Below are 22,996 nucleotides of genomic sequence, written 5' to 3' on the forward strand. Positions count from 1 at the left end.
TTGCGTCATGTCCCGCCTGTTTTCCGGTGCGCCTGCGATGGCGGCGCTTGTCCCTGCCCTCGCCCTGTCCGCCTGCGCGACCGCTCCGGTGTCGACGCCGCCATCGGGCAACGAAACCGCGGTAAGCACCCCCGTACCGACAGGGGTCACTTTGGGCGCCGATGGCTTCTGGTCGGTGGGCGATGTACCGCCCACCCCCTTTCCGGGCACGGTGCCGGCGGACCTGTCCGAGGGCGAGGAAGACATTATCGGCAAGTTCGCGCGCGAGAACGGACTGACCCGCGAGCAGGCCGAGAGTCGGATCAACGGCCCGCCGAAACTGCGCGCCGAACTCGCCCGCGTTGCGGAAGCCCTTCGCGCCGAGCCGAACTTCGTCGAGTACCGAATGGTGCGCGATCCCGCGGTCCGGATCGAGGTGTGGTTCACCGACGATGCCGCCGCCACGCTCGCCCGCCACTCGCGCAGCCCCTATCTTGTCGCGCGGGAGGGCGGATGGAACCAGGCCGAGCAAAAGCGGCGACAGGACTTGTGGCAGTCGCGGATGGAAGCGGGCAGGATCGGAAGCTTGTCGGTCAACGGCATCGATCGGAAGATCGAGCTCGGCGTCGGCACCACGGAAGAACAGTTTCTCGCCACGGCGCGGGCGAGGGGTTGGGATCTCGCCGATGTCGAGTCGCGCTATGCCAAGGCGCAGCCGGCCGCTTTCGCCGATCCGTCGATCGCTGGTCACGTCCGTGCCCTTGCCCGCGAAGCGACGGACCCACAGGTCCGGATGACCGCGCTGGGCGTCGGGCGCGTCGTCATGGAGGACGGTTGCTTCCACCTGAAGGCCGTCAAGGACGAACCAGGCAAGCTCGTCATGTTCGGCTACGGCGCGACGCTGGACCGCGACGATCAAGGCTATCTCGTCGTGCGTGGTCCCGGCGACGCGGTCTATCGCATCGGCGAAACGGGTGCCTGGAACGCGCCCAACTTCGTCGACGAGAGTAGCGACGACGTGAAGACCCTGCGCGCGGCGTGCGGCACGGACGCGGTCGTCAACGTCGGCTATCCGACCAGTTACCGCTTGTTCGGCCTGCCCTTTCCGGAGTGGGTCACGAACTACGCCGCGGCGCGCAAGCTGTCACGACAGGCCGCCTGGGACGAGATCGTCGCCTGTGTCGCAAGGGAAGAGAAGCAGGGCCGGCTCGGTCTCGACGCGCGGGACCGGTGCGTGAGGCAGTTCAACTAGCCGCCTTCACGCCTTTTCGAGCGTGCACTGCAACGGGTGCTGGTTCTGCCGCGCGAAGTCCATCACCTGGTTCACCTTGGTTTCGGCGATCTCGTAGGGATAGATGCCGCAGACGCCGACGCCGCGCTGGTGGACGTGGAGCATGACCTGCGTCGCCTGTTCCATGTCCATGCGGAAGAACACCTTCAGCACCATCACGACGAATTCCATCGGCGTGTAGTCGTCGTTGAGCATCAGGACCTTGAACTGGCTCGGCTTCTTGGGCTTGGTGCGAGTGCGCGTCGCGACACCGACCTGATCGTCGCCGCCGCCGCCGCCGCCGCCCTTGCCGTCATCGTCACCGTCCGGGCCGGACCGCGGCACGAGGACGGGCACCAGCCTATCCGCGCCGGACGGCTCCGGCCGGGTCTCGGTGGTCGCAGTGTCGGAATGGGGGATCAGCGTGGTCATGGGCGATGCAGAATATCGTAACGATACGGGCCGGGACAAGGGTTTCGCGTCATTCGCGTCAATCTTGCTTCAATCGAGATGCCAGACGGCTGGCCCCGCGTTGCCGTTCGGCCCGGTCCGTGCGTCGTGCCCGGACGAAGAAAGGGGCCGGTCTGGACAATGCCAGCCGGCCCCGTTCTGAGTGGGCATCGGGCGGAAGCCGCCCGATGCCCGGGGGTCCAGATCAGCCGATCAGGCGGCCTTCATCTTTTCCATCGCAAGCGAAACGCGGCTCGACAGCGGCTGGGCGGCTTCGTTGGCCAGCTTCAGCATCGCTTCGGTGTTCTTCGACGCGGCGGCGACCGACTTGTCGAAGTACTTGCGCATCATCGCGCTCTGCAGCTGGAAGAAGTCGGTCGGCGACTTCACGGCGGCCATTTCCTTGATCTCGGCGGTCAGCGCCTCGAACTCGGCCTTCGAATCGGCCACCAACGAGCGGCCCATGTCCTGCATGCCGGCGGCAAGGATCTTGCCCGATTCGACCATGGCTTCGACGTTGCCCTTGGCGAATTCGCTGGCGTCGGCCATCATCGCGGTGCTCTTTTCATAAGCGGCCTTCGACTTGGCGGTCATGTCGGCCATGGTGTCCTGGAGACCTTTGGTCATAGCTTCGGGGGTGTTCATCTTCAAAAACTCCTGCGTGATCTTTGTCGTTTTGCGGGCGGGCTGGGTTGCGGCCTCCGCGATCTTCGGCGCGGCGGCGACAGTCTTTTCGATGACCGTCTCGGCGACCTTCTCGACCGTTTCGGCAACAGCCGGGGTCTCGACGGGCGCGGCGACGGCGGCGACAGGGGCCGTGGCTGCAGGCTCGGGCGCCTTGACCGGCGTGGTCGCTTCGACGACCGGTGCCGGGGCCTTCGCCTCGATCACCTTCGCCGGCTTCTTCACCGGCGTCTTGGCGATCGCGGCCTTGGCGGCGGACGCCTTCAGCCGGGTCTTGGAAACGGGCTTCGCCTTGGCGACCGCGGGCTTTGCCACGGGAACCGTGCGAGCCGGTGCAGCCGACTTCGGCTTATCGGTCGGCTTGGTGCCGGTGTCCTTGCTCTGGGCCATTCGAGATACCTCGTTTCGCTTGCACTGACAGACGAGGCACAAGATAAGCTGCTACGTCCGCAACACGCCCACCTACGGGTCATGTTGCATTGCACAATAAGCGCGCGAATCACGATCGTCAAGGTTTTTTGTGCAGTGCAGCAAAACTGTAATGCGGCCCGTCGCGGCTATCCTTCAGCCGGACCCGCAACGGGCGAATTCAACCTTATTCCATACGCACATAGCGGCCCGGCGCGTCTTCGATCACCTCATCGCCCTTGCCGCCGGGCTTGCGCTTGCCGGTGGCCTTCACCCGCGTCGCATCGAAGCTTTCGATCCAGCGAATCCAGTCCGGCCACCAGCTTCCGGGGGTTTCCACGGACGTCTCGCGAAAGGCTTCGAGCGTGTCCGGCGCCTTCTGTTCGGGATCGGTCGGATCGCCGATCGTCCAGTACTGGTACTTCTTTGCATCCGGGTGATTGACGACGCCCGCGATGTGTCCCGACCCCGCCAGCACGAAGCGGATCGGGCCGCGCAGGTGGCGGGTCAGCTTCCACACGCTGTTCAGCGGAGCGATGTGATCCTCCACCCCGGCCTGGATGTAGGACGGCGTCGCGTTGCGGCTGAGGTCGATCGGCGTGCCGTTGGCCGACAGGGCGTCGGGCACCACCAGCAGGTTGTCGTGGTAGAGGTTCTTCAGATACTCGCGGTGGAACCGCGCCGGCAGGTTGGTGGTGTCCCCGTTCCAGTAGAGCAGGTCGAACGGCACGTAATCCTCGCCCAGCAGGTAATTGCGGATCACGTAGTTCCAGATCAGGTCGGGGCTGCGCAACAGATTGAACGTCAGCGCAAGGTACCGCCCGTCGACATAGCCTTCGCTCGCCAGCGAATCGATGACCGCGAGCTGCTGGTCGTCGATGAAGGCCTTGAGCTCGCCCGCTTCGGCGAAGTCGACCTGCGCGGTGAAATAGGTCGCGCTCGCCACCTTGTCGGCGCGCCCTTCGCGCGCCATCACCGCCAGCGCCGCCGCCAGGGTCGTGCCCCCGACGCAATAACCGATGGTGTGGACCGACGGCACGCCGAACCTGTCGCGCGCCACGTCGATCGCCTCTTCCATCGCGGCGATGTAGTCGTCCCAGGCCACCTCCGCCATTGATGCGTCGGCCGATTTCCAGGAGACGAGGCACACGGTCAGACCCTGTTCGACCGCCCATTTGACGAAGCTGTTCTTCGGGCCGAGGTCGAGAATGTAGAACCGGTTGATCCACGGCGGAAAGATGACCAGCGGCGTCTTAAGCACCGTTTCGGTCGCCGGCGAATACTGGATCAGCTGGAACAGCGGGGCTTCGTGGATCACCTTGCCCGGCGTCGCGGCGATGTTCTCGCCAAGCACGAAGGCGCTGTGGTCGGTATGAGTGAGCTTGCCCGCCTCGAGGTCGGCGATCAGGTGCTCCATGCCGCGGATGAGATTCTCGCCACCGGTCTGCAGCGTCTTTTCCAGGACGACCGGATTGGTGAGCGGGAAGTGCGCCGGGCTCAGCGCCTCGGTCATCAGGCGGGTGAAGAAGCGAAGCTGGTCCTTGCGTTCCGGGCTCAGTCCCTGCGCCTTGTCGGCCGCCGCCAGCATCTGCTCGCTGAGCAGGAGGTAGGCCTGGTGCAGCATCGTGTAGAGCGGCTGCTCCTGCCACTTGGGATCCTTGAACCGGCGATCCTTGCGCGGCAGGCTGACGCCGCCTTCGGCCGGTTTCTCGCCCAGGCCCATCTGCGCCAGGACTCCATCCCACAGCGCCATCGAATCGGTCAGGAACCGGGCCTGCGCCTCGCCCTCGACCAGCGCGAACTGCTCCATCCAGCGGGACATCCCGGTCATCCATCGCGAGGGATCGGCCATGCCCGATGCCGCCATCCCCGGCTGCTCCTCAAGGAACCGCAGCCACATCGCGTTCAGCCTTTCGGCCACCTGCTGCCATTGCTGCCGTTCGGGCTCGACCGCCTCTTCCGGCGCAGGCGCGTGGCCGAGAAAGGCATCGAACATGGCCTTGGTCGCGCCGACCTGCATCTGCGTCATCTCGCGCATCGGGCCTTCGAACATGGAAAGGAAAGGCCCGGCCATCAGCGCGGGGAGGAAGGGCACGCCGCCATCGTCGGAACCGCCATCCCCGCCCGGGGCCGAGGTGCCCCTGGTCTTGTCACTGGTGCCGCCGGCCATGTCGCTCTCCCTGGTCACGCACCATCTTGTGCAATGCAAAAAGCGAAATGGCAACGGCGCGAAAAGCGCGACGTGCACACGAAAATTACGCTTGCGCCGCCGCCGGGGACACGTAATGCCGCATGGGCCCGGCCCGCACTGGTTCGGTTCGGGCGGGGGCAGCGCCCCCTTCTCCTTTTTGCAAAGCCGAGGAAATGGACACCGAATTCTACCGCATCAAGCGACTGCCGCCCTATGTCATCGCCGAAGTCAACGCGATGCGGGCAGAGGCACGTCGTGCGGGGAAGGACATCATCGACCTCGGCATGGGCAACCCCGACCTGCCCCCGCCCCAGCACATCATCGACAAGCTGTGCGAGGTGGCGCAGAAGCCCGACGCCCACGGCTATTCGCAGTCGAAGGGGATTCCGGGGCTGCGCCGCGCGCAGGCGAAATACTACGCCAACCGCTTCGGCGTGGAGCTCGACCCGGAGCGCGAGATCGTCGTGACGATGGGCTCGAAGGAGGGGCTTTCCAGCCTCGCCACCGCGATCACCGCGCCGGGCGACGTGATCATGGCCCCCAACCCCAGCTACCCGATCCACACCTTCGGCTTCATCCTGGCGGGCGCGACCATCCGCGAAGTGCCGACGACGCCGGACGAGCGCTATTTCGCCGCGCTCGAAAACGCGATGCGCCATTCGGTCCCGCGCCCGACCGTGCTGATCGTCAACTATCCGTCGAACCCGACGGCGGAGACCGTGGGCATCGAGTTCTACGAGCGACTGGTCCCCTGGGCGAAGGAGAACAAGGTCTGGATCCTGTCCGACCTGGCCTATTCGGAGCTGTATTACGACGGCAAGCCGACCCGTTCGATCCTCGAGGTTCCGGGCGCGAAGGACGTCGCGGTCGAGTTCACGTCGATGAGCAAGACCTATTCGATGGCGGGCTGGCGGATGGGCTTCGCAGTGGGCAACCCGCACCTCATCAGCGCGCTGACGCGGGTAAAGTCCTACCTCGACTATGGCGCCTTCACGCCGATCCAGGCGGCGGCCTGCGCCGCGCTCAACGGGCCGCAGGACATCGTCGAGATGAACCGCAACCTCTACCAGAAGCGTCGCGACGTGATGATCGACGCCTTCGCCCGCGCCGGCTGGGACATCCCCAGCCCGCCGGCGTCGATGTTCGCCTGGGCGCCGCTGCCCCCGGCGCTCAAGGACATGGGCAGCCTCGAGTTTTCCAAGCAGATGCTGACCCATGCCGAAGTCGCGGTCGCGCCGGGCGTCGGTTACGGCGAGCAGGGCGAAGGCTTCGTGCGCATCGCCATGGTCGAGAACGAACAGCGCCTGCGCCAGGCGGCGCGCAACGTGCGGCGCTGGTTCAAGTCGATGGGGCTCAACGCAGGCAGCTGACCGCAGGTCTTTCCCGCGCGGGCGCATTTGCCCGATTGCGCCCGCCGCGAAGACTCGCTAGGTGCGCCGCTCACCCATGGTGGCCCGATGGCGGAGTGGTTACGCACCGGACTGCAAATCCGTTTACGCCGGTTCGATTCCGGCTCGGGCCTCCACGGTGAACTGGTTGTATGGGCCGCTTTAGCTCAGTTGGTAGAGCACATCATTCGTAATGATGGGGTCACGTGTTCGAGTCACGTAAGCGGCACCACCTTTCCAAAGACACATAACCGTCCTCATCCACGCCTACCGTTACGATATTAACACCGGATCGGCCATCATCGCTGCGCTGACTGAGGTGGGATGCGCTCGACAGCACGTGGGCATCATTCTCAGCAAAGGCTGCGGCAATGCGGAGCGTCATGAGTGGGTGAAGCTGCCGGACGGCACCTATCGGATTCATCAACGCTAGGTGACGCCCACCCAGGCCCTGCGCGACCTAACCGTTGCACCGTGGCAATGGCCGGCGCGTTGGGGTCGGTGGACGAGGTGCCAGCCGGGCAGGATGCTTGCCCCCGTAAACGCTCCGCGCAACGCGAGCGAGGCGCGCACGCAATCTCCCTAACACAAACCGCAGACCAAGTCCGCACAACGGTGCTCTATGCCAAGGCCGAATGCTCTGACGAACAGGGAGTGCGGATAGAATGGACAAGTTTCGCGTTGGCCTGATCGGCTATGAGGTGGGCCGAAGCTGGGCGGCGGCAGCTCATGTTCCCGCTCTGCGGGGCTTGCCCGATTTCGATATCGTCGCCGTCAGCACCACTCGTGAGGAAAGCGCGCGCGCCGCCGCCGCCGACATCGGCATCGACCGCTGGTTCACCTCTGCCGACGACCTCGTCGCTTGCCCGCAGGTCGATGTCGTGGCGGTGACCGTCAAGGTTCCGCACCATCTGGTGCTGGTCGAAGCGGCGATCGCGGCGGGCAAGCACGTCTATTGCGAATGGCCGCTGGGCAACGGGCTGGCCGAGGCCGAAGCGATGGCCGCTAGCGCCAGGGCCGCGGGCGTGCGAGGCGTGGTCGGCCTGCAAGCGCGGTGCGCGCCTGCGATCGCTTATGTGCGGGACATCGTGGCGGCGGGTGAGATCGGCGAAGTCCTGTCGACAACCATGCTGGGGAGCGGTCAGGAGTGGGCAGACCGCGTCGATCCGCCAAACGCCTACCTCGTCGACAAACGCAACGGCGCGACGCTGCTGACCATCCCGTTCGGCCATTCGGTCGATGCGCTTTGCCACTGCCTTGGCGAGTTCGCGCAAGTCGGCGCGACCAGCGCGATCCGCCAGCCCTTCGTCAGGCGGACCGACACGGGCGAGATGCTGGCCAAGACCAGCGAAGATCAGTGGGCCGTCACCGGAATCCTGGAAAACGGTGCGGTCGCTGTCGTGCATTATCGCGCCGGATCGTCGCGCAGTGTCAATTTCCTCTGGGAAATCAACGGTACGAAGGGCGATCTGCGGGTCGAAGCGGATAGCGGCCACGCCCAGATCTTCGACTTGCGCCTCTATGGCGGTTTCGAAGAGGAGCGTGCCATGCGTCTACTGGAGGTGCCCACCCGTTATCGCTGGGTACCCGCGGGCATCGAAGGCCCCGCCTTAAACGTCGCCCAAATCTACGCCCGCTTCGCCGACGATCTGCGCAATGGCACGCGCACCGCGCCCGACTTCGACGATGCCGTCGTGCGCCATCGCCTCATCGCGGCGATCGAGGCGGCGGCGGAGAGCGGAACTACAATGAAAGTTGGCGGCGGTTTGTAACAAACTTGGAGCGATAATCTTCGTCGTCTTCCAGTGCGGCACAATCGCCGAATGCTGTCGCATGGGCGCAACCATGCCGGTCAGTTTTCGAAGCGTCGAGAACGATCGCGTGATTGAGCCTCACCCGCTCCAGCCCGGCAGGGGTGTCGACTGCTTCGAGCAGTTCGTCCAGGGAAACCTTGGTGGGGTCCTCGATCGATCACCTCGACGTAGTTAGCCCCGATGGCTGAGCGTCAAGGCTGCAACACGATCAAGCACCGCCGTGGTGCGGCAGCACACAGCGCCAAGTTTGGCACCAAAATCACGGATATATGACAGCGAATGTCATATGTATTGACTCGCTGTTAACTTAGGTGTCAACTTGCGACATATTCTAAGCGAGTCTTTTTTCAAATAATCCGTACATGCCAGAACCGTTAGGTTATTCTGGCAGAACAGAATTCTTGTCCCTCGTCTTCGACCAGGCGGCAGGCCGAAGTTTGAACGTTCCGGCCGATGAAAGGCGTGGGCAAAGCCTTTGTTTCCTGTGGGGTCGCTCGACCGAAGGGGACGTGTCATGGCCATTCTGATAGAGACAACCATTTCGGGCGACGTGCTCAAGCTCGACGAGAGTGCCGGGATACAGTTCCAGAATCCCATCGGCGACGATCCCGATCCGCAGGCCAACGGCACACCTGACGACAATGACGACGACGATGCCGTTCTGACCGTCACTCTTGCTGGCGATGCCTTCGACACCACCACAAGCGCTTTCGACGCGGCTTTCCTCACCTATCTGAACGGGTTGAACGACGGTACGTTTCTGGACGACGCCAAACTGGCTTATGCGGCCGGTATCGGCGGGGCAAGCGATGCGGATTTCCTGACCGTCACTGCTACCGGCGGAGAGAGCACCGACAGCGTGTTCTTTTCGGACCCTGACGGCAACCCGCTGAACGGCGAACAGGTCTGGCTCGATTACCCGGCAAACACCGATCCGTTGCAAACCATCAACGGCGACAATGTCTATCTCTGGACGGTCAACGGCGGATCGGTCGTTCTGGCAACAACGAGTAGCGTTGATGCATCCAGCGGAACGCTGGTCGCGGCCTTCTATCTGGAGCCGGGTGCTGCCGTTGGTGATCCGCCCGAGTTTCCCGTCAAGGTCGAGTCGATCTTTTTCGTCCCGTTCGATCATCCCGATGGCGCCGACCCGGACGATGCAATCAACTTTACCGACATGCTGAACGTCAGCGTTTCGGGAAGTCTCAGCTTCGATTTCGACAACCTTGAGTCCGGCAGCTTCCTTTGGGTCGCGATCGGTGATGGCAATGCCGGTTTGCTGGTCACGGGAGAGGATCTCGACGTCAATCGCAACCCGTTGTCGGCCAAGTATGGCGAGATGGTGAAGGGCGGGGCCGACCCATCGGATTCGGTCAACACCAGCCAGGGAGGCATAGGAGCCACGATAGGCATCAATTCCCAGCACTTCACCGGCCTGAAGGACAAGGGCGTCGCCATCGACGGCCCCGTCGGCGTGTTCACGCTCGTGACCGGGTTTCAACCGCTGGAAACTGCTATCGATGATCAGGCGACCGGCATCGATGTCGAACAGATCGACTACGACGGCTATATCAACACCGGTGAAGCTTCCCTGTTCATTTCGCAGAGCACGGGCGGCCCGGCGATGTTCCGGGTCGAGTTGCTCGAAGCCGGCGGCGGAACCGCTCCGGAAGAGGGCTTCGACTATATCTATACCGACACGCCGCCGGCGACCGAGCAGGCGCTCTATGACGATACGAAAGTCGATGTCGCGTCTGTCACCATCACGCGAGGCAACGCATTTTACACGATGAACAGTGACGGGACGAGTTCCGGATCCCTCACGGGCGTTACAATCACGATCGATGGCAGCACATTCGAAGTGACGGGAATCCTGACTTCGGACACGGTGTCGTTCGCATGCGAGGACGGCAGCACGTTCAACCGGTTTACGGTGCAGGGCATGGCCGGGACGAATGCTTTCGACATTGGCCGGATCGACATCGATCAGGGCGAGACCTACACGCAAGCTATCGGATCCAGCCTGCTCGGCGATGACGACGGGCCGACTGCGAGCGCAACCGGTACGCCGGAAACCCTCGTCCTCGACGAGACCGACGGCGTTATCGACCCCGACGGTGAAAACAACGCGGCCGCAGGCACCAACACCGCGACCTCCGGCGGGATCGCGGCACTATTTACCAGTTCGTTCGGAAGCGATGACGAAGGTACGACGGCATTCGCGCTGGAGCTCAGCAACGACAACATCGGCTCGGATCTCTTCGTTCTCGACGACACGGCACTGGACGGCAAGGGTGCCGAAGTCCTGCTCTACCAGATCAATGCCACGACGATCATCGGCTACGTCGGCGACAGTCCCGGCGATCCCGCACCGGACTACGATGTGATCTTCACGATCACCGTGGATAACGACGACGCCAGCGGATCGTTTGGCGAGGTGACTTTCGCGTTCGGCCCGGATTATGCCAACCTCTGGCACCCGGAGAACGACGAAGGCGATGCGGATGATCCGGTTGGGCTGGACGTAGGCGCCGGTGAGCACCTGCGCATCGTTCAGACGTTGACCGATGGCGATGGCGAAAACGCCTCGGCCTATCGCGACCTCGGAAGCGGCGTCTTCGTTATCGAGGATGACGGTCCCGTAGCAGGAACCGCCGGAACGCCGACAGCCCTTTATGTCGATGAATCGGATAATTTGCCTGACCCCGAGGGGATCAACAATGCGAACGCGGGAGTATCGTCCGCGATCGCTAATCTGGGCGCGCTGTTCACCGGCGAGAGCTATGGAAGCGACGCCGATGGAACCACCGCCTATACCCTTTTGCTGAGCGCAAATGGCCTGGGTTCGGGTCTGTTCTCCCTCGACCCGGCGGAAGCCGATGGCAAGGGCGATGAAATCCTGCTCGCGAAAGTGGGAGATTCCATCGTCGGATACGTGGGCGACCCCAACGACGCGGCCGATGTCTATTTCACCATCACAGTGAACAACGACGACACGAATGCAGATTTCGGGAAGGTCACCTTCAGCCAGTCACAGAATGTTTGGCATGGAGATGGAAATGACGACGACGACGTTGTGTCGTTGCTCGTTGACGGTGCAAACGAAAGCTTTGTCCTGCGCCAGACCGTCACGGATGCCGATGGCGATACGGTCTTTGCCGAAATGGATCTATCCGCCAACGTCTTCCATATCGAGGACGACGGACCGGAGATCGACGAAACGACGATTGCCAGCAACCTGTTCGTCGACAATGTCGTGGGTGATACGGTCGAGGACGCCTTCAGTTTCAGCAATCTCAGCGATGCCGATCACTTGTGGGCGATACTCGACGCGCCGGGCGTTTACGACGAAACTTCGCCATTCCCGGCGACTGGCTTCAGTTGGCGGTATGCGGACGCGGACGAGGATGGCGAGATCGGCGAACACGAGATCATCGGTACCTTCAATGGCACCGATCTCTATTCGCTCTATATCGATGACAACGGCAGCGGGACCGCCACCTACCACTTCGAACTGCTCGACACGCTGGATGGTGGCTCGCTCAAGCTTGACGTAACCGATATCAAAGCGGGTGGGCCGCAGACGAATTTTATCGATGTCGGCGCTTTGAATACCACCGATTACGTGAAGATTTCCGGTTATCTCGATGCCGACGGGTCGGGCGACATCGACTTTGCCACAGAAGGTTCGGCGATCAACGAGAGCAATCTCAATGTAGGGGTCAGCAACGGCAATCTCGATGCCGATGAAGCGCTGGCTTTCAGTCTCTACAACGCATCGGACCAGATCCAAGATATCACCGGCATCAAGATCGGCACCAAGACTGCCCAAGGCTTCAATTACTCGTGGGAGGCGTATCTGGACGGGAGCCTTGTGGCCAGCGGGAGCGATTCTGTCGGGAAGGACGGCACGATCACGATCGATCTTGGGGCCGGCAATTTCTTCGACACGATCGTCCTGCTCAACGAGAATGGCAATGCGGTGAAGATCGGGCTGTCAGACATCGAGATCCTGACCAACCCGCCGGACTATCTGCTCGAATTCGACGCCCGATTGGCCGATGCCGACGGTGACTCGGAGGACTTCGGTTTCGCGATCGGCATCGATGGCGACGGAAGCGGCGGGATCGGCAGTCCGATCACCCCGCTCTCCGCATCGATGGAATTGGAGGCGTTGGCGCCAATCGTCTGATGCGCCGTTGCCGCGGCTGGTTGCCGCAATATTGTTGCGGTTTCCAGCCGGGTGCGACCAAGCGATTGGATACCCGAGAAATGATAACGAGATAGCGCAACGTCGCGAGCACCGCTCACCGCGCCCCGGATCCAAGCCGGGTCACCAATCGCGGATTCTTCAAGGCAAAGTGCTTTCACTAGGAAGCGAGCGCGAAAGGTGTTCTGGACACTTTGGGCGGGGTTTGGGTCGGACGTTGCTTGGGCACCGGGCGTCACAATAATGACTTGTCTTTACACCGAAATCTTCGAAATTAGACCTGCTTTCGTAATGATGGGGTCACGTGTTCGAGTCACGTAAGCGGCACCACCACCAATCCGCGATCTCCCTCCGAGAACTTGAGGAAGTCCGCGCTTTGCACGCATGGCTCAACGCCTGTCGCGAGCGGCACCAGCACGTCGGAAGGGTCGATCTTCGACGACCCCGGCGAGGGCCTTGACGCGAAATTTAGAGCCCGTCTCCCGCTTTGATTTACGAAACCGAGTACTTTTGCTCGCCATCGCCGTTCATCAGCCTTGCAAATGACACCGGTTTCCGTGTAATTTTTCAACGGTGCCGGGTAGCTCGGCAGGGATTCCCCAAAGGCGCTCAAGCGTGGCGGGGCAGGAGAGGAAATTATCGAATGGCGCTGAGACCGATAACACCAACCGGTGTCGACGCCGTCCCTCGCGTGGGGCGGTATCGCTGGGCGATCATCGCGCTGCTCTTCATCGCCACCACCGTAAATTACATCGACCGCACGATGCTGGGCCTGCTGGCGCCCGACCTGACAACCGAACTCGGTTGGAGCGAAGACGATTACGGCAACATCGTCACCGCTTTCCAAGCCGCCTATGCGCTAGGGTTCCTGCTGATGGGCTGGCTTATCGACCGGTTTGGTCCGAAGATCGGCTATGCGATCGCTATCTCGATATGGACAATGGGCCATGTCGCACATGGCTTTGCAGCTTCGGTCGGTTCCTTCATGGCCTCGCGCGCTGTGCTCGGCGTCGGCGAAGCAGGGCATTTTCCCTCGGTCGTGCGAGCGAGCAGCGAATGGTTTCCGCAAAAGGAACGCGCGTTTGCCATCGGCTGGGTGAACAGCGCCACGACCGTAGGGGTCATTCTGACCGCACCGACAGTCTGGGCCTTCATGGTGTGGATGGACCTTGGTTGGCGCGAGACCTTCATCTACACCGGTCTTTTCGGCGTGGCACTGCTGGTCCTGTGGCTATGGCTGTACAGCAACCCGCGTGAGAGCGGAAAGGTCAGCCAGGGCGAGCTCGCCTGGATCGAGCATGATCCGCCGGAGAAGGTCGCGCGGATCGGCTGGAACCGGGTGGTGCGCAAGCGCGAGGCCTGGGCATTCGCGACCGCCAAATTCCTGACCGATCCCGTATGGTTCCTCATGCTGTTCTGGCTACCGAAGTACTTTGCCAGCACTTACGGCGTCGACCTCAAGGTCGTCCTCCTGCCGATGATCATCATGTACCTGTTGTCCGACGTGGGAAGTATCGCCGGCGGCTGGCTGTCTTCGCGTCTGATCCACAACGGTCGCACACCCAACTACGCCCGCAAGGTCACGATGCTGATCGCCGGCTGCTGCATTTTGCCCCTGCTGTCCGTGACCAGCCTGGACAACATGTGGCTCGCGGTGGCCTTGATCGGCCTGGCATTGGCGGGGCACCAGGCCTTCTCGACCAACCTGCTGTCCCTCCCGCCTGACATGTTTCCGAAGCGCGCGGTGGGATCGGTGATCGGACTCGGCGGGTTCGCCGGCGGGATCGGCGGGATGATCATGTCGAAATCGACAGGGCTGGTGCTGGACTCGACGGACGGCAACTACACGATGATCTTTGCGGCATGCACGGTGGTCTACTTCATTGCCGTCGCCGCCATCCATCTGCTGAGCCCGCGGCTCGAGCCGGTGACGGTCGGGGGCGAAGCGGTTCGCGCAGAGCCTGCATGAACCGGCGAGGTCACCGGAGCCGGGCGCTCGTCAAAAACTCCGGGCTTCTGTTTCCCCGATTGCTGCTCATCTAGCAGTGCTCAATGGAAGTTCGCAATTGAAGATCTTGCCGTCAGGAGCGCGATCCCGCGCGGGCCTGTTCGCAGATGGCAAATGCGGCGGCCAAGTTCCGCGCCGAAGACGCGGCGACCGCCTGGCTGGCCATCCCGCCGGATAGGTCAATCGCCGGTCGCTCGAAACCGAGGGCGAAAGGCGACCCGCGTCCGCCCCTTCTGATTGCAGGCCGTTCTGATTTCAGACCGTTCCCGTTTCAGGCTGTTCTTATTTCAAGAGGGTGACGTGCCCTGTCTTGACGTGGCGCATCTGCCCGCCGCTGATGGTCATCGTCACCGGCACCTCGGTCGGACTGACACCATCGGTGCGGCGTTCGCCGAATGTTGACCCTTGTGTCTGCTTGGGAACGCTGACGTTGGTGCTGATCCGTCCGCCCCCCGCGTCAGTGCGAGGCTGGCTGACACCTTGCAGAGAGCAGGTCACAGCCGCATCGAGGATGTCGAAATTTTCGCTCGCTCCGCGCAGGGTCGCCTTTGCAATGTGTTTTCCGGCACAGACTTTCGCCAGGACCGGCGAAGACTTGGCGAACACAAAGGTCAGTCGCGAGATCTCGGCCCGTTGCGCGGCATAGGCAAGGTCGCTGCGCGCGTCCCCGTCCCCGTCCCCGTCCAGGTCGCCGGTCACCGCCACCGGCGCGGTTGCCCCGGCAGACGCGCCGATTGCCGCATCGGTGCGCCCCTTCGTGCCGCGCGTAGGAGCTTCCCGCAGGCTCTGGCTGTTCTGCGACGCGGTCAGCGTCGATTTCGGTAGCGCAGGAGCGCTGCTGACTTCCTTTCGGGTCGAAGAAGAATTGCATTGATCGGAACTGCAGACCCCGAAAGACCACGATGCGACGGGTGCGGTTTCGGAGGCCTCGCCTTCGACGCCACCGATTTCGAGCAGGTAGTCCGTTGCAGCCTGCGCAGGAACCGCCATGGCGATGGCCGCGATGGCCAAGCCGATATGCGACGTGCTTTTCATGTTGCCATCCCCTGCATTTTCTGCCTGCCCGACCCTGCGGGTCACGATAGCGCAGGACGGACACAATGTAAGCCTCCCGCCTATTTTGCATTTCTGCGTAAATGGGGTTTCTATCGCCGCGGCGAGCCTCCTAAGGGAGGCGGGTTCCCGTTTGCGCAGAAGGTCCGCATGACGTTTCGCCCGCCACGTCCCGATCCCTTCATGGCAATCATGCTCGTCGTGCTGGTGCTGGCCACGGTGCTGCCGGTTTCCGGCGCGGCGGCGATCTGGTTCGGGTGGCTGACCGACGCGGCGATCGCGGTCCTCTTCTTCCTGCACGGCGCGAAACTGTCACGCCGGGCCATCCTCGAAGGTGTCGGCGCGGTCCGGCTGCACGTCATGGTGTTCCTCACCACGTTTGCGGTATTCCCCGTCGCGGGGCTCGGCATCGCGGCGCTGCTGTCGGGTGCGGTCGATCCGGTGATCCTGGCCGGGTTCGTCTTCCTTTGCATCGTCCCCTCCACGGTGCAGTCGTCGATCGCCTTCACCTCGATGGCGGGCGGCAACGTTCCCGCCGCGATCTGCAGCGCCTCGATCTCCAACCTCGCGGGCGTGGTCGTCACCCCCGCGCTTGCCGCGCTGCTGCTGGCCGGGCGCGGCGGGGCGGAATTCGACATGGTCGGCGCGGCCCAGAAGATCGCGTTGCAGATCCTGCTCCCCTTCGTAGCCGGTCACGTGTGCCGCCCGCTGCTCGGCGGCTGGATCGATCGTCATAAGGCGCTGGTCGGGAGGGTGGACCGCACGTCGATCCTCCTCGTCGTCTACGGTGCGTTCAGCGCGGCGGTGGTCGAAGGGCTGTGGCGCCGGGTCGGCGCGCTCGACCTTGTCATGGTCGTGGCGATTTCTTCGCTGCTGCTGGCCCTGATGCTGGGCGTGACAAGGCTGGCAGGAAGACTGGCAGGCCTGCCGCGCGAGGATCGCATCGTGCTCGTCTTTGCCGGTTCCAAGAAGAGCCTCGCGTCGGGCGTGCCCATCGCCGGGGCGCTTTTTCCCGCCGCCGTCGTCGGCCCGATGATCCTGCCGCTGATGGTGTTCCACCAGATCCAACTGATGGTCTGCACCGTTCTCGCCCTGCGTTACGGTCGCGAGCTGAGCGAGCCCGCAGCGGGATGATGCTGCCGGCGTGCCTGACTGCCGACGGCTGAGCCGATCTGCCCGGACTTGGCGATGATGCCGGCCGTTATGGCCGGGCACCTCCCGCCCCCTACCCCAGCGACTGGTTGGCCAGTGCGTAGAGCGTGACGGCGTTGTCGCGTGACGGCGGATTGCCTCGTGCCATGGTCACGACCCGTCCGACTTGCGGCAGGCCCAGCCCTTCGAGCCACCCGCTGAAGCCGGTGCTGGCGAAGACATCGATGCGCACGAACGTGCCGACGTGACGCGCCGCGAGTGCTGCGATCAGGGCCCTGGCCTCCTCCGGCGCGCTGGCGACCACCGGGCCGACCACCACGCCTCGCCCCCAGCGGCGCACGATGCCATAGCCGGTGATGCCGCCGTCACGCTCGACCACCAGCGTTTCGCCATTTCGGACCAGCGCGTCGACAAGCTGCTGCCGCCCCATGCCCGAACCTGCCCTGTCGATGGCGAGCAGCGCCTCCCGGTCCGCCGCCGTCGCGGGGCGCAGTGACACGGACGGATCGGGTTCCGACGCGGCCTGGAGCACCGCCTGGTGCTGATGAACCGCGTCGTAGGCCACGAACCCGGTGCGGGTGTAGAGCACCTGGCCCTCCGCCGTGGAGTTCAGGATCAGCGTGCGCCCGCGCGCATCGTCGAGCAGCGCCGTCATCAGCCGCGCGCCGATACCTTGTCGCTGCGCCTTGTCCGCGACGATGATCATGCCGACGGTGGCGTAGTCGGGATCATAGGCCCACCACAACGCGGTGCCGACGCACTCGCCGCCCTGTTCGACCGCGAAGCCGCGGCCCAGCCGCAGCGCGATTTCCCAGTCCTCGCGCCGGTAGGGCCAGTCGATCGCCTGCGACAGGGCGAGCGCCTGGTCGAGATGATCGGGCGTCATCGGCACGATCTCGAATGCGGTAGGGGTGTCGATCATTGCAGCTTCGATCAAACCCGGTCGTCGCGCACGTCGAGCGCGTCGCGCAGCCCGTCGCCGACGAAGTTGAAGCTCGTCACCGCGATGGTGATGGCCAACCCCGGGATGATGGCGAGCCAGGGGGCGGAGGCGAGGTACTGCTGCGCCCCGCCCAGCATGTTGCCCCAGCTCGGCAGCGGCGGCTGAATGCCATAGCCGAGGAAGCTGATGTAGGCTTCGAGCAGGATGGCGCGGGCGATGGTGAGTGTCGCGGCGACGATGATCGGCCCCATCGCGTTGGGCAGGATCTCGCGGAACATGATGTGCGCCCCGCTCAGCCCCAGCATCCGCCCGGCCTGCACGAATTCGCGTTCGCGCAGCGAGCGGACTTCGGCCTCGACGATGCGAGCCACTTCCATCCAGCCGGTCACCGCGATGATCACCGTCACCATCATCGGCGTCGGCTTCAGCGCGGCGGCAAGCGCCAGCAGCAGGAAGATCGACGGAAAGGCGAGGAAGCCGTCGACCGTGCGCATCAGCACCGCCCCGACCCAGCCGCCGCGATAGCCGGCGAGGAGCCCGACCAGCGTGCCGAGCACGATCGACATGATCATCGCCGCAAAGGCGACGGTCAGCGACACGCTGCCCGCCATCAGCAGCCGCGCGGCGATGTCCCTGCCCAGCGGATCGGTGCCGAAGTAGTAGTCGTCCGTCATCGGCGGGCTGAACCGGACGCCGAGATCGATCCACAAGGGACCGTGCGGCAGAAAGAACGGGCCGACGAAGCAGGCCAGCGTCAGGATCGCGATCATGCCGAGGCCGAGCAGCGCCAGCCGGTGGTTCGCGAAGCGCTGCACCGCCCGGCTCCGCCACCAGCCATGTCGTACCGGTTGTGTTGCGACAGCGGTCATTGGGGCTGTTTCCTTTCAGGCATCGCTGTTCAGCTCAGCCGGATGCGGGGATCGACGATGGCGATGGCGATGTCGGCCAGGAGGTTCGCGAAGATCACGAGTACGGCGGAGAACATGAGTAGGCCCATGACCACCGGATAGTCGCCGTAGCTGATGCTATCGAGGAACAGGCGGCCCATGCCCGGCCAGGTGAACACCGTTTCGGTGACCAGCGCGCCGGTAAGGATCGCGGGCAGCTGCATCCCGGCCAGCGTGATCATCGGCAGCAGCGCGTTGCCGACGACGTGCTTCATCAGGATGCGCCGTTCGCTCAGCCCCTTGGCCCGCGCGGTCTTGACGAAATCCTGGTTGATGACGTCGAGCGTCGCGGTCCGCATGTAACGGCTCCACACCGCGATATGCACCAGCGCCAGCACGATGCTCGGCATGATCAGGTGATGCAGGTAGTCGAGCAGCGATTGGTCGCCGACGGTGTACATGTTGCCCGCCGGCAGCCAGCCGAGCTTCAGCGAGAAGATGTAGATGCCGACGAGCCCGAACCAGAAGGTCGGGATCGACAGCGCCACCATCGCGCCGATCGTGGCGACGTTGTCGAACGTGGAATAGCGATGCGTCGCGCCGCGAATGCCGACCCAGGTGCCGACCGCGATCGCGATGACCGTCGAACTGCCCATCAGCAGCAGCGTCGCCATCAAATGCCCGCCGATGACGTCGAGCACCGCCGCGCCGTCGCGGAACGAGGTGCCCCAGTCGCCGCGCACCAGCCGCCACGCCCAGTCGAGATACTGCACCCAGAGCGGGCGGTTGAGGCCGAGCTGCTCCTTCAGCCGTTCGATGTCCGCCTGCGTCATGCCCGGATCGAGGGCGTATTGCGCCAGCGGTCCGCCGGGAATGAGATTGAGGACGAAAAAGCCGATCAGCGAGACGATCACGAGGAGGGCGACGATCTGCGTGGCGCGATTGAGCAGGAAACGCAGCATTCAACCCTCCTTCTTCGGCGAGACTTGCGGGCCGTCCTCGGCATCGGGCCGATGTCGGCCATCGGCCAGATACCAGGCCGCGGCGTGCCAGGATTCGGTGCGGGTGTTGCTGTTCGCCTCGAAGCCCTTGATCGCGGCGCTGCGGCCAAAGACGTTGCGGTACTGGAACATCGGTAGCAGCGGCAGGTCCTGCCGCACGATTTCCTGCACCCGGAAATAGATCGCCTTGCGTTCTTCGGGATCGAAGGTGCGCGCACCCTTGTCGAGCAGGGCGTTCACTTCGGCGTTCGAATACTGCGCGTTGTTCGACCCGCTGCCGCCCTGGGCATTGATCGACTTGCCGTGTAGGCGGTTGGTCACGTCGGGGTCCGCACCGATGACATAGGTGCTCCCGACGATCACCGAATCGAACTTCGACTGGTTCCAGAAATCGCCCCACATCACGGCCGGCGGCAGGTTGGCGATGGTCATTTCGGCGCCGATCTCGCGGAAAGTCTGCTGCAGGTACTGCTGGACCATCTCGCGGAGGTGATCGCCCGACGTTGTCGAATTCTCGAACGCAAGGCGCACGCCGTTCTTGACCCGGATGCCATCATCGCCCGGGCGCCAGCCCGCCGCGTCGAGGATGCGGCGCGCTTCGGCCAGGTCGAACGTCTGCTTCGGCAGGTCGGGGTTATAGAAGTACGACTGCTGCGGCATGAACGTTTCGGTGAGGGCATGGACGCCGTGGTAGATGGCGTTGATGATCGCTTCGCGGTCCAGAGCGTAATAGAGCGCCTGTCGCACCGCCAGTTCCTGGAACTGCGGCCGGCCGAGGTTCAGGTAGAACGATTCGACCGAAGATCCCAGGACAGGTTCGACCACCTTGCCCGGCAGCTTCTTCGCCTCGTCGTAGTTGTCGGGACTGATGTAGACCTGCCCGACGAGATCGACGCTGCCGCTCTTGAACTGGGTGTAGAGCACCGTGACGTCGGGAATGTACTTGAAGATCAGCCGGTCGATGTACGGCCCCTCGCCGAAGTATTCCCGGTTGGCGACAAGCTGCAGGTGGTCGCCCGGAACCCGGTTGCCCCACTTGAACGCGCCGGTGCCGACGGGCGACTGGTTGAAGGGACCCGCGTTGCGATCGGCGGCACCTTCCAGAAGATGCTTCGGCACGATGAAGGTCTCGGTGAGGAACGAGAGGTAGGGCGCAAACGGCTCTTCCATCCGCCAGGTCAGTTCGGTCGGCGAGACGACCTTGATGTCGCGCACCAGCGTGTGACCCGCGGTGCGCCATGCGCGGAAAGCGGGATCTACGATCAGTTCGAGCGTGAACTTGACGTCCTCGGCCGTGAAGGGCTTGCCGTCGTGCCAGCGCACGTCGTCGCGCAGGCGCACCCGCCAGTTGAGGCCGTCCGCCGAAATGCCGCCGTTCTCCAGGCTCGGCACTTCGACCGCCAGGTTGGGTTGCAGGATGCCGTCGGGGTCCATCCGCACCAGCGCGTCGAACATCGAGAACAGCACGCCGTCGTCGACCTCGCCATGCACCATGAGCGGATTGAACACGGTCGGTTCCTGCGACAGGCCGACGATGACCTGGTCCAGCCCGTCGCGCGACGTTCCCGCCCCGGCCGGAGCCGACGGGCCGGCATCGCGGTCGGGCCGGCCCAGCAGGTTCCAGGCGACGAGACCGCCCGCGCCGATGCCCAGCGCGGCCAGGACCTCGCGCCGCCCGATGCCTCGTCGATGGGTTGTCTCGTTCATCGGATGGCCCCTGCCTGCGCTGTGTCCTCGGAACCGGGATGGCGCCCGGGAATGGCGGCGACGAGCTCTCGCGTGTAGACGGAGCGGGGCGCCAGGAAGATCTGCGACGGCGGCCCGTATTCGACGATCCGCCCCTTCTGCATCACCGCGATTTCGTCGCAGATCTGGCTCGCGACGCGCAGATCGTGGGTGATGAAGATCATCGCGAAGCCGGTTTCGCGCTGGATCTGTTCGAGAAGCTTGAGGATCTGCGCCTGGATCGACACGTCCAGCGCCGAGATCGCCTCGTCCGCGACCAGCAGCTTGGGTTCGAACATCAGCGCCCGGGCGATGCCGACGCGCTGGCGCTGGCCGCCGGAAAACTCGTGCGGATAGCGATCGTAGGCACCGGGATTGAGCCCGACATGCTCCAGCAGCGCCATCGCCCGCTCGCGCGCCTCGTCACGCGACATGCCATGCGCGATGGGGCCGACCGTAAGGCTGTAGCCGATCGTCGCGCGCGGGTTGAGCGAGGCGAAGGGGTCCTGGAAGATCATCTGGACCTGCGTGCGCAGCGGCCGGAACTCCTTTTCCGGCAGGGACGCGATGTCACGCCCCTCGAACAGGATGCGCCCGCCGTCGTTGTCCATCAGCTTGACCAGCACGCGGCCGAGCGAGGACTTGCCCGAGCCGCTTTCGCCGACGATGCCCAGCGTGCGGCCCGGCGCGAGTTCGAACGAGATGTCGTTGACCGCCGTCACCACCCGCGCCGGCTGGAATAGCCCCCGCGCGGTGCGATAGGTTTTCATCAGGCCTTCGACCTGGAGCAGCGTGGGCTGCTTTTCGGCTGCCGCCTGCTCGCGATCGTCGCGGCGCAGGGTCGGCACGGCGGCGATGAGTTGCCGGGTGTAGGGGTGTTCGGGCGCGGTCAGCACCTTTTCGGCGCTTCCCGATTCGACGATGCGCCCCTTTTCCATGACGATCACCTCGTCGGCGATCTCTCCGACGACGCCGAAGTCGTGGGTGATGAACATCACGCTCATGCCCTTGCGCCGCTGGATGTCGCGGATGAGTTCGAGGATCTGGGCCTGCGTCGTCACGTCGAGCGCGGTGGTCGGCTCGTCGGCGATCAGGATCGTCGGTTCGAGCGCCAGCGCCATCGCGATCATGACCCTCTGCCGCTGCCCGCCCGACAGGCGGAACGGGTATTGCCCGTACATCACCGGCGGATCGGGCAGCCCGACCTCGGCCAGCAGCGACAGCGCCTTTTCCTTGCGCGATCGCGGCGTGCCGACATCGTGCGCGGCCATGACCTCCTCGATCTGCTCGCCCACCGTCATCAGCGGGTTCAAGGCCGAAAGCGGGTCCTGGAAGATCATCGACACGACCCGGCCGCGCAGTTCGCGCAAGGCTTCGCCGGTCAGCCCGGTGATCTCGATCCCGTCGAGGTCGATCCGGCCCGAAACGACCCGCAGCGCCTTGGGCAGAAGGCCCATGACCGCGTTGGCCGACACCGACTTGCCCGAACCCGATTCGCCGATGATGCACAGGATCTTGCCGCGCGGCAGATCGAACGAGACATGTTCGACCGCGTGGGCGCGGTCCATGCCCTTGGGCAGGGCGACCGTGAGATCGCGCACCGTCAGCGCCATCGTCGACGGCTCGGCTGCCGAATCGATGGGCGCAGTACTCTCGATCATTGCGGCCAACTCCTTTGCATCGCGGTGGACGGATGACGCCGCCCGAAAGTCCCGATCCCGGCCCCTCCGGCCATCACGACAACCTTGCCCTGTCACAGTGACCGGTTTGCCCTGTCATAGTCATCCAATCTGCGAGGCTGGGCGGCAGGAAATATTGTAATGCGGAGCCGGC

15 protein-coding genes and 2 tRNA genes are annotated in these 22,996 nt (G+C 64.0%); 8 read left to right on the forward strand and 9 right to left on the reverse strand.

Translation table 11 applies throughout. The features are described 5' to 3' along the window. Positions 1 to 7 precede the first annotated feature (7 nt). Positions 8 to 1,231, forward strand: a complete 1,224-nt coding sequence (locus tag J2X37_RS13840; protein ID WP_310022338.1) for a hypothetical protein — start codon at positions 8 to 10, stop codon at positions 1,229 to 1,231. 6 nt (positions 1,232 to 1,237) lie between these two features. On the opposite strand, the gene clpS is transcribed toward J2X37_RS13840, so the two are convergent. The 3 genes from clpS to J2X37_RS13855 form a co-directional block, all read right to left on the reverse strand. Next, positions 1,238 to 1,594: an ATP-dependent Clp protease adapter ClpS gene (gene clpS / locus J2X37_RS13845; RefSeq protein ID WP_310022602.1), complete on the reverse strand. Its 357-nt coding sequence runs from the start codon at positions 1,592 to 1,594 to the stop codon at positions 1,238 to 1,240. Between the two features lie 318 nt (positions 1,595 to 1,912). Next, complete coding sequence (locus J2X37_RS13850) at positions 1,913 to 2,773, reverse strand: phasin family protein (protein ID WP_310022340.1); 861 nt, start codon at positions 2,771 to 2,773, stop codon at positions 1,913 to 1,915. Between the two features lie 205 nt (positions 2,774 to 2,978). Further along, a complete protein-coding gene (locus tag J2X37_RS13855) occupies positions 2,979 to 4,811 on the reverse strand; it encodes an alpha/beta fold hydrolase (protein ID WP_310022604.1) in 1,833 nt (610 codons plus the stop codon). A gap of 344 nt (positions 4,812 to 5,155) precedes the next feature. Here J2X37_RS13855 and J2X37_RS13860 point away from each other — a divergent pair, with 344 nt between their 5' ends. The 6 genes from J2X37_RS13860 to J2X37_RS13885 all read left to right on the forward strand — a co-directional run bounded on the left by J2X37_RS13860 (position 5,156) and on the right by J2X37_RS13885 (position 14,363). After that, positions 5,156 to 6,352: an LL-diaminopimelate aminotransferase gene (locus tag J2X37_RS13860; RefSeq protein WP_310022342.1), complete on the forward strand. Its 1,197-nt coding sequence runs from the start codon at positions 5,156 to 5,158 to the stop codon at positions 6,350 to 6,352. 81 nt (positions 6,353 to 6,433) lie between these two features. Next, positions 6,434 to 6,507, forward strand: a tRNA-Cys gene (locus J2X37_RS13865). Between the two features lie 19 nt (positions 6,508 to 6,526). Beyond that, positions 6,527 to 6,602: transfer RNA gene (locus J2X37_RS13870), tRNA-Thr, on the forward strand. Positions 6,603 to 7,035: 433 nt separating this feature from the next. Next, positions 7,036 to 8,142, forward strand: coding sequence for a Gfo/Idh/MocA family oxidoreductase (locus J2X37_RS13875; protein WP_310022344.1), 1,107 nt, complete (start codon positions 7,036 to 7,038; stop codon positions 8,140 to 8,142). Between the two features lie 556 nt (positions 8,143 to 8,698). After that, the gene (locus J2X37_RS13880) at positions 8,699 to 12,376 is read left to right on the forward strand and encodes a DUF5801 repeats-in-toxin domain-containing protein (RefSeq protein WP_310022346.1); all 3,678 of its coding nucleotides are present in this window, start codon (positions 8,699 to 8,701) and stop codon (positions 12,374 to 12,376) included. A gap of 661 nt (positions 12,377 to 13,037) precedes the next feature. Beyond that, positions 13,038 to 14,363, forward strand: coding sequence for an MFS transporter (locus J2X37_RS13885; protein WP_310022348.1), 1,326 nt, complete (start codon positions 13,038 to 13,040; stop codon positions 14,361 to 14,363). A 321-nt stretch (positions 14,364 to 14,684) separates the two neighbouring features. On the opposite strand, the gene J2X37_RS13890 is transcribed toward J2X37_RS13885, so the two are convergent. Continuing rightward, entirely contained in the window at positions 14,685 to 15,482 is a 798-nt protein-coding gene (locus J2X37_RS13890; protein ID WP_310022350.1) for a hypothetical protein, read from the reverse strand. Positions 15,483 to 15,605: 123 nt separating this feature from the next. Here J2X37_RS13890 and J2X37_RS13895 point away from each other — a divergent pair, with 123 nt between their 5' ends. Next, complete coding sequence (locus J2X37_RS13895) at positions 15,606 to 16,589, forward strand: bile acid:sodium symporter family protein (protein WP_310022352.1); 984 nt, start codon at positions 15,606 to 15,608, stop codon at positions 16,587 to 16,589. A 91-nt stretch (positions 16,590 to 16,680) separates the two neighbouring features. On the opposite strand, the gene J2X37_RS13900 is transcribed toward J2X37_RS13895, so the two are convergent. The 5 genes from J2X37_RS13900 to J2X37_RS13920 are packed head-to-tail and all read right to left on the reverse strand — an operon-like array spanning position 16,681 to position 22,824. After that, positions 16,681 to 17,529, reverse strand: a complete 849-nt coding sequence (locus J2X37_RS13900) for a GNAT family N-acetyltransferase (RefSeq protein ID WP_310022356.1) — start codon at positions 17,527 to 17,529, stop codon at positions 16,681 to 16,683. 11 nt (positions 17,530 to 17,540) lie between these two features. Then, the gene (locus J2X37_RS13905) at positions 17,541 to 18,419 is read right to left on the reverse strand and encodes an ABC transporter permease (protein ID WP_310022358.1); all 879 of its coding nucleotides are present in this window, start codon (positions 18,417 to 18,419) and stop codon (positions 17,541 to 17,543) included. A 29-nt stretch (positions 18,420 to 18,448) separates the two neighbouring features. Continuing rightward, complete coding sequence (locus tag J2X37_RS13910; protein WP_310022360.1) at positions 18,449 to 19,399, reverse strand: ABC transporter permease; 951 nt, start codon at positions 19,397 to 19,399, stop codon at positions 18,449 to 18,451. After that, positions 19,400 to 21,145, reverse strand: a complete 1,746-nt coding sequence (locus J2X37_RS13915; protein ID WP_310022362.1) for a peptide ABC transporter substrate-binding protein — start codon at positions 21,143 to 21,145, stop codon at positions 19,400 to 19,402. Then, on the reverse strand, positions 21,142 to 22,824 hold the full coding sequence (locus tag J2X37_RS13920) for an ABC transporter ATP-binding protein (protein ID WP_310022364.1): 1,683 nt from the start codon (positions 22,822 to 22,824) through the stop codon (positions 21,142 to 21,144). The genes J2X37_RS13915 and J2X37_RS13920 overlap by 4 nt, the downstream gene beginning before the upstream one ends. Between the last annotated feature and the right edge of the window lie 172 nt (positions 22,825 to 22,996).

This window comes from Croceicoccus sp. BE223, assembly GCF_031457155.1.
Classification (GTDB): Bacteria; Pseudomonadota; Alphaproteobacteria; order Sphingomonadales; family Sphingomonadaceae; genus Croceicoccus.

Excerpts from the sequence above, each read along its gene's own strand:
- J2X37_RS13850 (WP_310022340.1), bottom strand. The coding sequence starts at position 2,773 with ATGGCCCAGAGCAAGGACACCGGCACCAAGCCGACCGATAAGCCGAAG.
- J2X37_RS13900 (WP_310022356.1), bottom strand. The coding sequence starts at position 17,529 with ATGATCGACACCCCTACCGCATTCGAGATCGTGCCGATGACGCCCGAT.
- J2X37_RS13915 (WP_310022362.1), bottom strand. The coding sequence starts at position 21,145 with ATGAACGAGACAACCCATCGACGAGGCATCGGGCGGCGCGAGGTCCTG.
- J2X37_RS13895 (WP_310022352.1), top strand. The coding sequence starts at position 15,606 with ATGACGTTTCGCCCGCCACGTCCCGATCCCTTCATGGCAATCATGCTC.
- J2X37_RS13920 (WP_310022364.1), bottom strand. The coding sequence starts at position 22,824 with ATGATCGAGAGTACTGCGCCCATCGATTCGGCAGCCGAGCCGTCGACG.
- J2X37_RS13885 (WP_310022348.1), top strand. The coding sequence starts at position 13,038 with ATGGCGCTGAGACCGATAACACCAACCGGTGTCGACGCCGTCCCTCGC.
- J2X37_RS13905 (WP_310022358.1), bottom strand. The coding sequence starts at position 18,419 with ATGACCGCTGTCGCAACACAACCGGTACGACATGGCTGGTGGCGGAGC.
- J2X37_RS13855 (WP_310022604.1), bottom strand. The coding sequence starts at position 4,811 with ATGCAGGTCGGCGCGACCAAGGCCATGTTCGATGCCTTTCTCGGCCAC.
- J2X37_RS13875 (WP_310022344.1), top strand. The coding sequence starts at position 7,036 with ATGGACAAGTTTCGCGTTGGCCTGATCGGCTATGAGGTGGGCCGAAGC.
- J2X37_RS13880 (WP_310022346.1), top strand. The coding sequence starts at position 8,699 with ATGGCCATTCTGATAGAGACAACCATTTCGGGCGACGTGCTCAAGCTC.
- J2X37_RS13840 (WP_310022338.1), top strand. The coding sequence starts at position 8 with ATGTCCCGCCTGTTTTCCGGTGCGCCTGCGATGGCGGCGCTTGTCCCT.
- J2X37_RS13910 (WP_310022360.1), bottom strand. The coding sequence starts at position 19,399 with ATGCTGCGTTTCCTGCTCAATCGCGCCACGCAGATCGTCGCCCTCCTC.
- J2X37_RS13860 (WP_310022342.1), top strand. The coding sequence starts at position 5,156 with ATGGACACCGAATTCTACCGCATCAAGCGACTGCCGCCCTATGTCATC.